16 protein-coding genes are annotated in these 14116 nt (G+C 49.8%); 6 read left to right on the forward strand and 10 right to left on the reverse strand.

Translation table 11 applies throughout. The features are described from left to right. Nucleotides 1–42: 42 nt before the first annotated feature. From TREPR_RS07670 to TREPR_RS07680, 3 genes are all read left to right on the forward strand, one after another. Nucleotides 43–771 (forward strand): hypothetical protein, encoded by a 729-nt coding sequence (locus TREPR_RS07670; RefSeq protein ID WP_015707729.1) that lies wholly within the window; start codon nucleotides 43–45, stop codon nucleotides 769–771. 109 nt (nucleotides 772–880) lie between these two features. Further along, a complete protein-coding gene (locus tag TREPR_RS07675) occupies nucleotides 881–1885 on the forward strand; it encodes an RNA ligase (ATP) (RefSeq protein ID WP_015707730.1) in 1005 nt (334 codons plus the stop codon). Nucleotides 1886–2560: 675 nt separating this feature from the next. Beyond that, nucleotides 2561–3568 carry a hypothetical protein gene (locus TREPR_RS07680; protein ID WP_015707731.1) on the forward strand — a complete coding sequence of 336 codons (1008 nt, stop codon included), beginning with the start codon at nucleotides 2561–2563 and terminating at the stop codon, nucleotides 3566–3568. A gap of 83 nt (nucleotides 3569–3651) precedes the next feature. Here TREPR_RS07680 and TREPR_RS07685 read toward each other — a convergent pair whose 3' ends face one another. The 6 genes from TREPR_RS07685 to TREPR_RS07710 all read right to left on the reverse strand — a co-directional run bounded on the left by TREPR_RS07685 (nucleotide 3652) and on the right by TREPR_RS07710 (nucleotide 6846). Next, nucleotides 3652–4143 (reverse strand): deoxycytidylate deaminase, encoded by a 492-nt coding sequence (locus TREPR_RS07685; protein WP_015707732.1) that lies wholly within the window; start codon nucleotides 4141–4143, stop codon nucleotides 3652–3654. Between the two features lie 89 nt (nucleotides 4144–4232). Next, nucleotides 4233–4454: a BrnA antitoxin family protein gene (locus TREPR_RS19260; protein WP_081468706.1), complete on the reverse strand. Its 222-nt coding sequence runs from the start codon at nucleotides 4452–4454 to the stop codon at nucleotides 4233–4235. 86 nt (nucleotides 4455–4540) lie between these two features. Next, nucleotides 4541–5335 carry a prolipoprotein diacylglyceryl transferase gene (locus tag TREPR_RS17835; RefSeq protein WP_015707733.1) on the reverse strand — a complete coding sequence of 265 codons (795 nt, stop codon included), beginning with the start codon at nucleotides 5333–5335 and terminating at the stop codon, nucleotides 4541–4543. A gap of 90 nt (nucleotides 5336–5425) precedes the next feature. After that, entirely contained in the window at nucleotides 5426–5704 is a 279-nt protein-coding gene (locus TREPR_RS07700; protein ID WP_041611075.1) for a hypothetical protein, read from the reverse strand. A 92-nt stretch (nucleotides 5705–5796) separates the two neighbouring features. Next, nucleotides 5797–6228, reverse strand: a complete 432-nt coding sequence (locus TREPR_RS07705; protein WP_015707734.1) for a zinc ribbon domain-containing protein — start codon at nucleotides 6226–6228, stop codon at nucleotides 5797–5799. A gap of 45 nt (nucleotides 6229–6273) precedes the next feature. Then, nucleotides 6274–6846, reverse strand: a complete 573-nt coding sequence (locus TREPR_RS07710) for a hypothetical protein (RefSeq protein WP_015707735.1) — start codon at nucleotides 6844–6846, stop codon at nucleotides 6274–6276. Between the two features lie 212 nt (nucleotides 6847–7058). On the opposite strand from TREPR_RS07710, the gene TREPR_RS07715 reads away from it, so the two are divergent. Continuing rightward, on the forward strand, nucleotides 7059–7361 hold the full coding sequence (locus TREPR_RS07715) for a helix-turn-helix domain-containing protein (protein WP_015707737.1): 303 nt from the start codon (nucleotides 7059–7061) through the stop codon (nucleotides 7359–7361). Nucleotides 7362–7674: 313 nt separating this feature from the next. Here the strand turns inward: TREPR_RS07715 and TREPR_RS07720 are convergent, their stop codons facing one another. Then, nucleotides 7675–8304, reverse strand: coding sequence for a CYTH domain-containing protein (locus tag TREPR_RS07720; protein WP_148257259.1), 630 nt, complete (start codon nucleotides 8302–8304; stop codon nucleotides 7675–7677). A 215-nt stretch (nucleotides 8305–8519) separates the two neighbouring features. On the opposite strand from TREPR_RS07720, the gene TREPR_RS07725 reads away from it, so the two are divergent. Both TREPR_RS07725 and TREPR_RS07730 read left to right on the forward strand, forming a co-directional pair. Then, nucleotides 8520–9434: a M23 family metallopeptidase gene (locus TREPR_RS07725; RefSeq protein WP_015707739.1), complete on the forward strand. Its 915-nt coding sequence runs from the start codon at nucleotides 8520–8522 to the stop codon at nucleotides 9432–9434. A gap of 66 nt (nucleotides 9435–9500) precedes the next feature. Further along, a complete protein-coding gene (locus tag TREPR_RS07730) occupies nucleotides 9501–10574 on the forward strand; it encodes a sigma-70 family RNA polymerase sigma factor (protein ID WP_015707740.1) in 1074 nt (357 codons plus the stop codon). A 1-nt stretch (nucleotide 10575) separates the two neighbouring features. Here TREPR_RS07730 and mutL read toward each other — a convergent pair whose 3' ends face one another. Genes mutL through xseA form a run of 3 tightly spaced genes read right to left on the reverse strand, consistent with a single transcriptional unit; the run spans nucleotide 10576 to nucleotide 14005 of the window. Then, a complete protein-coding gene (gene mutL, locus TREPR_RS07735) occupies nucleotides 10576–12534 on the reverse strand; it encodes a DNA mismatch repair endonuclease MutL (RefSeq protein WP_015707741.1) in 1959 nt (652 codons plus the stop codon). Then, on the reverse strand, nucleotides 12534–12767 hold the full coding sequence (gene xseB, locus TREPR_RS07740) for an exodeoxyribonuclease VII small subunit (RefSeq protein ID WP_015707742.1): 234 nt from the start codon (nucleotides 12765–12767) through the stop codon (nucleotides 12534–12536). Before xseB ends, mutL begins: the two co-directional genes overlap by 1 nt. Before the next feature lie 11 nt (nucleotides 12768–12778). Then, entirely contained in the window at nucleotides 12779–14005 is a 1227-nt protein-coding gene (gene xseA / locus TREPR_RS07745; protein WP_041611538.1) for an exodeoxyribonuclease VII large subunit, read from the reverse strand. Nucleotides 14006–14116: the final 111 nt, after the last annotated feature.

The following is a 14116-nucleotide window of genomic DNA, read 5'->3' on the forward strand; positions in this document are numbered from 1 at the left end:
ATAAGGTAGACGTGTTTCCTATTTTAAGGTTTTAATAGAAATATGAAAAGGGCTCAAAAAGAGGGTGTTCCCAATTCCCTTCCGCTTTGCTCCCGTGCACAGCAAGTCCCCGGGTTGATTTTTCTCTGTATCGCCGGGGCCCTGCTCAATAATTTTTTCTACTGGTTTTTTGTACTCAAGGCGGGGATTCCCCTGTATCTGGACACCGCTCTAACCATCGCCCTTACATTCTACGGCGGCGCCTTTTGGGGAGTTCTGACCGGAGTCTTTACCAATCTTATTCTCCACTCAGTCTGGTTTGAGGGCTGGGGCAATTATCTTTTTATCATCTGCAACGCGGCGGTGGCCATGATTACCGCCTTGTTCATCAGGCTTTTCCCCGTCGAATTAGGTTACCTCCCTGTCCACCGGGAAGCTCTGCCTGAGGGATTACCGCTCTTAAGGAGTCAGCGGATCAAAAATATTATGGACAGCGGGATTGTACTTATCATCCTTTCCTTTGTGCTCTGTGCTGCCATAAGTCTTTTGGGCGGCATAGTCGCCGCATGTATAAAGGTTTTCGCCGTCTCTTCCAATGGCGGCTTTGGGCCGGAACTGTTTTTCGCTCCCTTTTTAAGCCGGAAAAATCTGCCGGTTTTTATAGTAGAAGCCCTGTCCCGCATCCCCCTCAACATCATCGACAGGATTGTTACGGTTGCAGGCGGTTACGGCATCGCCTGTATTATTTCGTTTTTCAGAGATAGTGTTTTTCGATATGGTAAAGGCCGGTAAAATTCCTGAAAAACAGCCAGCGGTTTTTTTATTGCATATTCCCCATTTAAATATTTTTATTGACATCTTAACATTTGTAGGGTATGCTTTTATCAGGAGCAAGTAATCCATGCGTTCATTAGCCAGTGTTCAAAAAGTTGGAACCATTACCCCCATCGCGGATTCTGATTTTCTGGAGCTTGCCCATGTGATGGGCTGGCAGTGCGTCGTGAAGAAGGGCGAATTCAAACCCGGCGATTTGGCTGTGTATTTTGAAGTAGACAGTTTTTTACCCGAGGACGCTCGTTATGAATTTCTGCGCAAAACATCCTGGCGGGATAATGCTGATAACGGGCAGGGTTTTCGCATCAAAACTATAAAACTGCGCGGTCAATTATCCCAGGGGCTGATCCTTCCCCTCTCTGGATTTCCGGAATTGGCGGGCTGTTCTGTGGGCGCTGATGTCACTGAGGTCCTCAATGTTAAAAAATGGTATGTTCCGGAAGTCGCCAATGCTACGGGGGTGATGATCGGCGACAGGCCTTACGGCATACCGGCTTCGGACGAGATACGTATTCAGTCGGCAACGGAGCTGTTGGAAAGCCTCGGTGGAGAGCCCTACTACATTACAACCAAAATGGACGGCACATCTTGTATTGTGTATTATATTGATGGAAAAATCGGCTGCTGCAGCAGAAATCATGAGATAAAGGACGAAGAGACCGCGCTGTATTGGGCGCCGGTGTATCGCTATAGGCTAAAAGAAAAGCTTAAAGCCCTCGGCAAAAATGTAGTGCTAACCGGCGAGCTCTGCGGACCGAGTATACAAAAGAACAAACTACGCCTACCCCAATTGGAATGGTATGTGTTTGACTATAAAGAATGGGACAGCGGCGTTTACGTTTCTTATAAAGAAATGGTAGAAGCCTGCGCTGCACTGGGTGTTCCGACCGTGCCGCTTGAGGAAGAGGGCGAACACTTCTCATACACCTTGGAAACGCTCCTGGGAAAAGCACGCGGCAAATATCCCAGCGGCCTGGACAAAGAGGGGATAGTCGTGCGCCATAGAGAATCGCCGCATCAGGTATCCTTCAAGGTACTTAACAACGATGCGCTGCTCAAGGAGAAGGACTAAAGAGCCAAACCAGTTGTAAAATAATGGAAAAAAATAAAAACGAATTTTTAATAAAATATTTATTTTCAGAAGCTAATGAAATAATAAAATTATCTGGTCGTTAAAAAGAGGAACCCGTTTTTTATACTTCGGTATTATCTGCGGCTCTGGAAGAAAGGGCTATGTGGGGACTCGTGTCCGTATCTTCGTAATTGTCCATATCATAAAAAAGTTTGCCTTTTACTTCGCCGTGTTCGTTGATGTCGAAAATATCCGTATCCAGAACCTTAAAGGGTTTCAGATAGATGCGTGAATGATATCAACAGGACTCCATACCCAATGTCCAGGCGGTTCCCTTTGCTCTGATGGATTAAATGACCACGCCCGCTTCCCTTGTGTGTTCATTTTGTCGTAATGGTACAAACCTATGTCGGAGCAGAAAACCGCATATATGGCAGGACCATCACAGGAGGGCTCCAGGGCAAGTATTTTAAGCGGTAATCCGTCTTTCCCCTGTATATCCAAGCTATTGCCGCATTGATGGAAGGAATAGGTAAATTTGTCAATGAGTGAACACTATCTCTGCCCCCGGATTGGGCATAAAAATGGGCCATCTTGAGGTTTTTAAGGAAATCCTTGAGAATAATAGGGCATAATGGTTGATTTATTACAGTTCCTGGGATACCTTAATAGTATATGTCCATTTCCGCACCGGATTCAGAGGAATCCACGGGAAACTCCGGGACGCCGATACTTGGCTTGGATGACCATGAGGAACAGCTGGTCCGGGAAGTATTGGCTTATCTGGAGTCCCGGCATTGTGAAGATATTGAAGCAGCCCGCACCCGTATTTCCTGCCTTCGGGATCTAGGCCAGGTGATTTCCCGCTACCCTTCTATCAGGGAAAGCCAGATGGTCCGGGGGGAAATGCGGGATGAGGAAAAACTCATAGAAACCATCCGCGCCTTTGCCCATCCTTCCCGGCTGTTGCACAGCCCTACCCGGATTGTGGCAATCCGCAGTTACATGGTGGCTAAATCCCATGCCTTTACCATGCTGGCCATACTGGTTCAGGACAAATTGGAATTCTATGTACCGGTACGGCGTATTATCTTTTCAATTATCTGTACCCTGATGATCGAAGAGGTGTACTTTTCCTGTCTGAACGACAGTTCCTTTTCGGAAAAGATACGGTTCAGCCTGGCCGACGATCTGGTTACCCTCTGGGACAGTGGGGTTGATCCCCGGGCTATTGAGCACCTGCCTGCCCTGGAGGCCCTCTGGGCAGCCCGGGATGCGGCGCCCCCCAGTTTCGGCACCATGGACGGCGCCAGCGAGCTGGTGCGCATTTCCGGGGATCTTGGGGACGATTGGCATAAATTCCTGGTGAATAATATTGCGGGGGATGAAACCCTCCAGGCTCTAGAGGAATTTCTCTTTGGCTTGTCCTATGAGGAAATTCTGGAAGTCCGTTCCCGGCTGATCCGTTTCGGGATCAGCGCGGTAAACAACGACGAGGTCCGCAGCTACCTGGGGAGCAACCCCGCATATACCATCGTCAATGACGCGGACCCCCGGTCAATCTACGATTTTTACGTTGATCGGCGGGATGCGGCCCAGCTCCGGAAACGGATCAACGCCCCGGGCCCCAAAAGAACATTGGAAGAAATTTATCTGAAACACCGCTTGGCAAAGGATGAATAGTTTTTCTCGCCCCTGGCGGAATGAGTTCTTTGGGCTGCGCAAGTGTGAACGTGATGGGCTCAGGGCCCAAGCGCCTGAACTTCCTACTGCTGCTCGTATTGCTGAACTTCATCATGGATGTATTCCAGCTGTATCCCCACTGTTTTAAACATGGCTTCCGAATCTTTCCCGTCATGATAACGGCGTTGGCAGACTACCCGGACTATGCCGCAGTTGATGATAAGCATGGCGCAGGTCCTGCAGGGGGTCATCCGGCAATACAGGGTTGCCCCTTCAATGGAGATGCCCCGTTTGGCGGCCTGGCAAATGGCGTTTTGCTCTGCGTGGACGGTCCTCACGCAGTGGGTGGTGACCGAGCCGTCTTCGTGGAGCGCCTTCTGGAACTGGTGCCCCACCTCATCGCAATGGGGCAGCCCGGCGGGGGCGCCTACATAGCCGGTAACCAGGATCTGGTGATCCTTGGCGATGACGCAGCCTGAACGGCCCCGGTCACAGGTGGCCCGCTTGCTTATGGCATCGCAGACTTCCATAAAATATTCATCCCAGCTTGGGCGCTTATACTCCGATTCAGACATATTTGCTCCTGGTTTCATTGTATCAGGTATCAGCTGTATCGGCAATTCCCGGTTTATGATGGCTATAAAGGGATTACTGAGGCAGGGGCTTAGTCCGAATGCAGCATAGTCTCCCGTAAAACGGCATTGATTCTGGTCTGATAGCCTTTGCCCTTTGACTTAAACCAATCAAGCACATCAGCGTCTATTTTAATTGACAGGGCAACTTTTACGGGTTCGACTTTCCAATATTCAGAGTGCGCCCCCGGGCTCACCCTCTTCGGGAATGGGGAAAAGGGGAGGTTCAATGGAGTTCGCTCTATAGGCGACATGATCAAATGACTCTGGGTTTGTGGAACGAATAACGTACACCATAAAAGCACCTCTTCCTTGGCTCCTGAAATTTAAACTTAATTTTTTAATATGTAATATGATTAAATTTTCTTTTTTTACCGCGTACTATAATTAATACGCTTAAAAAAAGCACTATGCTAATTATTTGCGATGTTGATAATAAAAACCATTTTCCACGCAAGTCATCACCACGCAAAAACTCAATAAAAAATCTCCCCGTTGAGTACATTAATAAATATATATACAGCATCTTGTCCTTAAACATACCTTTTTTTCTCAGTTTTGCCAATATCAAAAATAGGAAAACATTAAATAGCGCTTCTAAAAGCTGAACAGGGAATCGTTGTATCCCATTTGCTTCTTCTACAATACCATGTTCAGTGGTAAATCCGATAGAGCTTTCAATCCCAAAGCAGCACCCCCCTAAAAAACAACCGATACGTCCAAAAAAATGGAATAACGGAATAGCCGGTGTAACAATATCCAGTAAATATTTCTTATTTTCATTTTTATTAATATATAAATGTCCTGCAAATATACCGCCGAGTAATCCCCCATAAAAGACACTGCCGCCAAAGATAACAAGAAGAGCATCAAAAATTATTTTTATGGAATTGAATTTTTCTAAATTATTTATCGCATAAATTATATAAGTATAATTTACTATACCATATAAGAGATGTCCGCCAATAAATACACCTATGGCAGAAAACAGAAGTAAGGATATTGTATCATTATCGTCATGTCCTGTTTTTCGCGTAGCTGTACAAGAACAAATCCCTGTGGCGAAAATACCGCATAGAGCCATTATTTGATATAAACCTATGGTTTTGCCAAACAGTTCAAAATATGGGAGCATATTAACCTATTTTTCAGGCAGTACTAAAAACTGATCCAAATATTTTATAAACCATTCGGATCAGTTTGACAAAAAAGATTGACGGGACGCTTAGTAAAGATTACTAAACGCGTCAGCAGCGCTGCCGAGGGCGCTCACGCACATAACCGTACAGATAAGGCCAACTATCGAAATAACCAACCCGACAATGCTTAAAACCAATCCAGCTGTTGCAATTCCTGTTGGCTGACTATCTGCTGCCGCTTTTTTTCGACCTATTGCGCTGAGTACTATACCTAAAATACCAAATACCCAAGCAAAATAGTTTAACCCTGGAATCCAGCCGCCCACTGCGCTTAGAATCCCTAAAACCAGTCCCGCTACACCCATACGACATCTCCTTCTGTTCTATTTATGATATACAGCCATAGGGCTATACTTCCCAAGAAAAAATTGATCCAGATATTAGTGTACTATAATCTCTATAAAATCAGTGAAATTATTACAAACACGATAGCAACTCCTGACAGAATTACACCTGCTAATGCTTTACCATTCTTTGTTTTAATGAATGAAATCAAGCCAAAGGTCAGACTAAGAATTATAAGGAATACCTCTGCTGGGATACCAGCGATTGCCTCTTCGCTTGACATGATTCTTCTTATGAGTATAATAGGCAAAAAACTTTGAATTGTTGCCAATATTCCAAAAATAAGCGATGTGTTAGCAAACCCCTGTTTCTTTTTGATTTTTGGCGGAATCGGCAAAGAATTACCGATGGTCTGCGAATTCGGTGTTACGGAATTTACCGCAATTGGCTGATCAGGTATGCTCGCTATGCTTATCTGTTCTCCGCACTTGGAACAGAACTTCACACCTTCATCCAATTTTTCTCCACATTTTGAACAAAACATACGATCCCCCTTCCTGGGCAAAAAATTATTTTATTGGTAAAAAAATCAGCCATTCAGCTTGCTCATATCCCAAAAATATTCCATAACACCGACAAAAAATCCTAATGTCTCACCATCAGAATTTTGACTACCCGTAGATTTTTTTTCTGTTTTAGAACCGCTTATCAAGTTTACAAGATTGACATATCGGCAATAACTCATTTCTGACATATCATCAGATACAAAAGTTACAAGCAGACGCATCATTTTCATGTCATCTTTTTCAGGAACATGTAGAGTAACAAGAAGCTGGCCGGTAAATTCTTTTTCACTTGCCGTAGTCTTTTCAAGGGTAATTGTTGTCGGAATACCCTCAAGGGATGTAGCAAAAGTGGTTCCAGGGCTAAAAAGATTTCTTACTGTTGGATTAAGTGACGAGCCAAGTAAACTGAAATAGGCAATTTTATAATCTGCAGGGTATTTCCCAAAGGTTGTATCTTTCGATTCGGCTTTAACTTCTTGGATTACATTAGACGGTTGGGAACCAGCGTTTGCCGTTTCCTTCTTGCTACACCCTGCAAACACAATGGATATTCCCGCTAGAACCGCTAAAACCATAACTCCATAAGCCTTTTTCATATAAATTTCTCCTTTTTATCGTCCGGCGGATAACACCTGCCGCCGTTAAGCCCTTGAAATTCCGGTTCCAATAACCGGTAAAGTATAGAATTTTTTATAACTACCATATAGGAAGTATAATAAAATACAAATAGGAAGTTGGTCAATATCTCCTCTGTCAACTAAATTTGTATCAAGGCATATAGTGGAATATGACAAGTATTAGGGACATAGTGGCAAAAAATATGAAGGCGTACCGCAACGCTTTGGGGCTTTCACAGGCCAAACTAGCGGAAAAAGTAGACACCAGCACCCACTATATAGGCATGATTGAGACCAAAATCAAGTTTCCTTCCCCGGAAATGCTTGAACGGATTGCCAAAGCCTTGGAAATTGACACGATTGCCCTATTTTCCAAGGATATTGACCTCCCTGAAACCATGAAAACCTACCGGAAAGTAGCTTTGAAAGACATTAAAGGGCTTTTGGTGCAGATTATCGATGAACAATTAGAGAATTTAAATAAAAAACCGTAGACGAATACCTATCAAGAGGCCTTATTAGCTAAAATCCTACTCCAAAACTGGTAAATTATGGCTAGAAATATTAAATTATGACTCAGCCCATTGCTAAACACAGTGTAAGGAATGCCTTAGCCCCTTGTTAACCATACCAGCAGTCAATACCTGTTTTCCATTGTTGACCCAAGCCTCCGGGCGGGGCGGGGATGCCTCTGGGGGCGTCTATGGAATTCCCTGCCGAAGGAGACCTACTGGGCTCCGGAGGCAGACTCAACATGTTAGCCCCCGGAGGTATCCCCGCCCCGCCCGGAGCATGAGCCGCCATTGCCTAAACAGCGAATTGAGTAAGCAACTCCGAATAGTACCGCTCTTCAATCCTATCCCTGGTAATCCCAATTTTGTCCAAAAATTCCAGCAGCCGGTTCCGGGCAGCGGCTACCGTTTCCGGTGAGTTATCCTCCGCCAGTATCTCTAGTTCGGCAAACCAACCCAGTTTGATTTCCGGAAGCGTTTTTCCGGGCGGCGGGTACACCGGGGGGTTGCCGGGGTTGAAGCCCTTGACCTGGCAAAGTTCCGTTGTAATGCCCTGCCAGGACCAGGCCCAGCCTTCTTTGAATTTTCGGGTTCCCGGGACCAAGCCCAGTCGGTTCAGAAGTTCCCCGAATGTATCCCCATCAGAAACGATGAATTCTCGTTCATCGTTTACTTCAATTCCGTCCCGAACTTCCTTGGACTTGTAGGTTACCAGAGTCTTGGCTTCCCTTTTGCCATCCTTCTGGGTAAAAGTTTCCCGCCTGACCCGTACCCCGGATTTTGGGAAACTCTCCGGCGGTACCGGGGTAATCCAATAACAATCATCCTTTTCAAAGAAAAGAGGCGTCCCGGCCAGGGAAGAAATCCTGTCCTTAACTGTTTCAAAATTTGATATCCCCGCTTTCAGCTCTATTTCCACAGCCATAAAAGCCCCCCTATAAGGAAGTATATCTCTTTTTTGTTTCTTTATTAGAAAAATTGTATTTTTTTTTATTAAAAGAAGAGTTTTATGGAAAAAAACTTGTCCTTTATCCAGCAAAAGGGTATATATTGCTTAGGTGGTATAATAAAAAACGATAAAAATTCCGATACTGGATGAATATGAAGGGTCGATATCGTTTTTTATGCCTAATATTAGTTGTGTCAGCAGCCCTGGCCGCTGCTGAAGAGACGATTCATATTGTTCAAAGGGGAGATACTATCTACTCTTTAGCCCGTACCTATGGTGTTAATTTTCAGGATATACTGGTTCTGAATGGGATTGATGATGCCCGGAGAATTCAGATTGGTCAGCGTATCCGTATACCTGGCAGTTCCAGCCCGGACCTTAGCCGGATGGCACCCCAGGTCCAGAGTTTTCTGGAACACCGGGTTGTCCGGGGGGAGACCTTGTACGGCATATCCCGGCTTTACGGGTTATCCCTGCAAACCCTTCTTTCGGCCAACAACCTTTCGGAAAAGTACATGCTGAAAACCGGGGATACCCTGCGTATTCCCCAAAACGGCCCGGTCTTGGCGGCCCCTTCGGCGCCTGCTGTAACGCCGGCAAGGCCGCCGGTAGTGCAGCCGAGGGTGGATGAGCATTATATAGAATCGCCTTTGGATATTTCCCCTGGGAAGGCTGCCTTGCCGACGGTCACGGCTGCATCGGGCATAGACGGTGCCGAAATTCGTTCCACCGTAAGCAAGCCTGTGGACAGTTCGGTGCGCTGGCCTATTGCGGCCCGGGAAATTGCCTATTTGAGCGGAAAACTGAACGGGGTGGTGCTCAAGGGGGAGCGTAACGAACCGGTCAGAAGCCTTACCACCGGGGTGGTAATATCCGCAGGCCCCTATCGGGGATTCGGTAAGGTGGCCATAGTCCAGATGACAGGAGGTTATTGGTACGTTTATGGCGGTTGTGAAAATTTGACCGTACGAGAGGGCGATCGGGTTGCTCCGGGATCGGAATTGGGACGTCTGGGCATCGACGCATTGTCGGATAACCCCCAGTTGTTCTTCCTGGTTTACCGGAATAATGTACCGGTGGATCCTGCCACCGCCCCCAGAAATTAGACAAATTTTCACTTTCATATGAAATCAGTTCAAAAAGAATAGATAAAACCTATTAAAGGTGTTAGTATGACAAAAACAATAGTTAAAACAGCGACATTGGAACGGCTTGGGAAAGATGCAGGGGTTGCAGTTAAAAACCCTGGTGAGGGAGGACCGGAAAAAATCCGGAGCAAAAAAAGGATGCCAAATCCCGGTTTGCAAAAGCCCAAAAAGTCTAAAACCGTAAAAGAAACGGATCCTCTGGCCTTATATTTTAAGCAGATTTCAAAATTTCCCCTCCTGACGGTCCAGGAAGAACAGGCGATAGGTGAAAAAATTGTCAACATCCGAACACAAATACGTACCCTGGAAGATTCTTATTTGGATGAGGAAAAGGATCCGCCTTATAAGCAGGAACGGTCCCGGCTGGACGAGAGTCTCTTGCTTTACAAAAACCGGATGATCAACTCTAACCTGCGTCTAGTGGTTTCTATTGCCAAAAATTACCAGCACCGGGGTTTATCCCTGCTGGATCTGATCGACGAAGGCAATATCGGGCTTATTGAGGCAGTTGAGCGCTTTGATTATACCCGGGGCTGCCGTTTCTCCACCTACGGCACCTGGTGGATCAGGCAGGCTATCATTAAGAGCATCGCCGACAAGGGCCGGGTTATCCGTATCCCCATCCACATGCTGAATACTATAAAAAAATGTTACTTTGTGGCTAAACAACTGACCCAGGATCTGGGCAGGGACCCCAGCGAAGAGGAACTTTCAGAATACTTAGGCGTGCCCGTGGGCAAGGTTAAAGAGATAGTCAAACTCTCCCAGGAAACTACCAGTCTGGATACCATCGTGGACGACGGCAACCTTACCCGGCTGGCGGATCTTATCAAGGATGACACCATGGAGGAGCCTTTTGAGATTGTCTTTTCCATGACCCTCCAGGAAACTATGGGGGATATACTCACCCACCTTTCCGAACGGGAGATGAAGATCATCCAGCTCCGTTTCGGCCTGGCTGGCGAGGGGCCCCTGACCCTGGAAGAAACCGGGAAGCTCCTGGGGATAACCCGGGAACGGGTGCGGCAGATCCAGGAAAAAGCTACCTTTAAGCTGCGGAACCTTAAACAGCTCCACGAGTTACGGGGAAACCCCTAGTCTAGGTCCGCTGTACCCCACGGAATAGCTCTTCCCGGCTGATCTCCACCCAGATGGGGCGGCCGTGGGGGCAGCGGTGGATGGGCAGGGCCAGGGCTGCCTCGGCAAGTTCCCGGGCGCTGGTGTCGTCCAGGTAGTCTCCGTCCTTTACTGCGGCATGGCAGGAAAGGGTGGCGGCCCAGCGTTCGGCGATGTTTTCACCGGCGGTCCTGAGCTTGAGTATCTCCTCCACGGTTTCACCATCCCCCAATTGCCAGCCTGCGGGCAGGGCTTCAATGATCCACCTGCCTTCACCTTCGTTCCCAATGGAAATACCCAGCTTTTCAAGCTCCTCCCTGCGGGCGCTCAGGAATGTGTCATCATCTTCGCTTTCCGTGGAAAAGGGGATGGGCACCAGGAGTTCTTGGGCGAGTATGGGTTTGCTGAGGAAGCGGTCGTAGAGTATGCGCTCATGGGCGGCGTGTTGGTCAATGACGAAAAGCCGGGCTCCCTTTTCGACAAGGAGGAAGAGCCCAAAAGCGCGTCCGGCAAGCCGCACGCGCAGTTCAGACGCCTTGCTTTCATCATAGACAGTCCCGGATTCCGCAACCATGCCCGAAGTGTCGGCCTCACCATAGATGGGCTCAGGTTCCACTGCCATATCCGCCTTTTCACCCCGGTTACGGCCCGGCAGGGGGGCAAAAGCCGGCGGCCGTTCCAGCAGGGCTTCCAGGGCCAAAGCAGAGGAGGCATGGGCGGGAAACTGCGTTGCAAATGGGGCCTGTCCCAGAAATGAGGCAGGGTCTCCCCGGTCAGCCCAGTTTTGCGGGGCCCGAGACCCAGGTCCGCCCTGGTAGGGCAGGGTCGGCTGATTTGCAACGGCATTGGCATCCGGCAGGTACGGGGCGGAGATGCCGGGGTTCAGGTGGTGCATAAAATTCCGCAGCGCCGAGCTGATGCAGTGGTGGATTTCCCCGGGGTCCTTAAAACGGGCCTCCCGTTTTGCCGGGTGGATGTTAAAATCCGCCAGTTCCGGATCGATGTCGATATACACCGCCCCTACCGGGTGGGTCCCATTGGGGAACCATCCCTGGACACCGTATTCCAGGGCCTGGAGCAGGGAGAAATCCTGAATCCTCCGGCCATTGGCAAAAATATACTGCTGCCTCCGGTCGCTGCGGTGCAGTTCCGGGCCCCCCACCACAATAGTAACCCTGAACCCTTCGCCCTGGGCCGCGATCTCCTGGAGGAAGGCCCCTTCCCTGTTGTCCAGCAGAGCGTAGGCGAAGCGCTCTTTCCGGCTGGATACGGCGGGAAGAAAAAGTTTGAGCTTGCCGTCCTGGGTAAAGTGGAAATTCAGGGCCGGGAAGGCCAGGGCTTTTTCGAGGAATATCTGGCGGCAAAGGGCGGCTTCGCTGCCTTCCCGTTTGAGGAACCGCTTGCGGGCGGGGATGGTGTCGAAGAGCCCCAGGGCACGCACACTGGTCCCCTTGGTTCGGTGGAACTGTTCGATGTGGCAATCTCCGCCGCCGGGGCCCACGGTAAGCTGCCAGGCTTCCCTGCCGTCGATGCTGGTCAGTATTTCAAGCCGGGAAACCGTTGCCACCGCTGCCAGGGCTTCCCCTCGGAAACCCAGGGTTTCGGCGGTTTTCAAATCCTCCATGGAACGGATCTTGCTGGTGGCGTGGGTCTGCCAGCAGATAGCCAGATCCTCCCGGCTCATGCCGGCCCCGTCGTCCAGCACTTCTGTGCGGCCTATGCCTCCCCCTTCAATGATCAGATCAATGGTGGCGCCACCAGCATCTATGGCATTGTCCAGCAATTCCCTGACCAGGGCAGCCGGACGATCCACCACCTCCCCGGCGGCAATCTTCCGGGCTTCCTCCGGGGGGAGCACCAGGATACGCCGGTCCTCCGGTACCGCTGCCTGCAACGCCGGCTTTAGTCGGAAAGTTCCCTGCGCATCGGCGTTTTCCGCCATCAGTCTCCCCCGTTAAACAGGTCCAGTTCCGGGGGTGTGTCTGCCTTGACTTCCGGGCCGTTCATCAGTACTTCGATACGGCTCTCCACCTTTTCCAGGTCCTTTTCCAGGGACCTGGCCAGGCGTATCCCCTCTTCAAAGGCCTTCAGGGCATCGTCCAGGGGGAGCTCCGGTTTGCGGATATTGTCCCCCAGCTCTTCCAGCCGTTCCAGCCGTTCCTCAAAATTTTTCACTCATATCCCCCTTAGCCTTCTGTTGTATTTGCCGCCGGAATCTCGACAGCCTCGGTGGTTGCGGTGATGATCCCTCTAAGGGGCCGTATGATAAGCCGGTCCCCGGGCCCGGTCTCCCGGGCATCCCGCAGCACCGCCCCGGTTTTTTCCCGGACCACCACCGAATATCCCCGTTCCATAATAGCCTGAGGGTTAGCAGCTTCCAGGTTTATCAGAGCCCGTTCTGCCCGGCGGCGCATATCCCCGATTTTATCAGACAGGGCGGAAAGCAGGGCTTCCTTGGCATCGTCAAAGCGCAATAGCCGGGGTTGGAGCATGGCCCTGAACCGGTATTCCAGGTCCTCGGTACTAAAGGGCTTGATCAAAAGCCGAGCCCGTTCCAGCCGCCCTTCCATGGTTTCCTTCAGGTTTTTTGCGGATCGGCGCAGCTTTTCCAGAACCTCGGTCCGGCTGGAACTGACCAGTTCAGCCGCCGCCGAAGGGGTAGGGGCCCGGAGATCCGCCGCAAAGTCCGAGAGGGCCCAGTCTATCTCATGGCCCACGGCGCTCACCACGGGAATAGCCGAGCCGGCAATGGCCCGGACCACCGCCTCCTCCGAAAAGGGGAGCAGGTCTTCCAGGGAACCCCCGCCCCGTCCCACAATCAGCACATCCCCCAGCTTCCATTGGTTGGCCTGTTCAATACGTCGGGCGATAATCGGGGCCGCCTCGGTTCCTTGCACTGGGGCAGGGAGAATAATCACCCGGATACTCCCAGCCCGGCGGGCCAGAATATTGAGGATATCCCGCACCGCCGCCCCGGTGGGGGAGCTTATCACAGCTACCGTCTCCGGAAACCGGGGTATGGGCTTTTTCCGCCCCTCGTCAAAGAGCCCTTCCGCCGCCAGGGCCCGCTTCCGCTTTTCCAGGATCGCCAGAATATCCCCGGTCCCGGCCTCTTCCATTTCTTCGCAGATGATCTGGTAGCTGCCCCGCTGGGCATAGACCGAAATGCTCCCCCGTACCCGGAGCAGCATCCCGTCCTTCGGCTCAAAGCCCAGGTAGCGCAGGCGGTTTTTGAACATCACTGCGGAAATGACCGCCCCGGAATCTTTCAGGGTAAAGTAAAGGTGTCCCGTGCTGGAAGGCCGGTAGTTGGAAAGCTCCCCCTCCACAACCACCGGCCCGAAGGAGTTTTCCAGGCATTGGCGTATCATTCCGGTGAGCTCGGACACTGAAAGTTTTTTATCCTGATCCATGGGTTTAGTATATAAAAAAATTAAAGAAAAACACATAGCCAGGGGGCTTGAGAAAAACCAGGAAAATTGAAGATTTGCTATAAAGATCGCAGAGGAGTCCGCAGAGTTCAC

Source organism: Treponema primitia ZAS-2 (assembly GCF_000214375.1).
Lineage (GTDB): Bacteria > Spirochaetota > Spirochaetia > Treponematales > Breznakiellaceae > Termitinema > Termitinema primitia.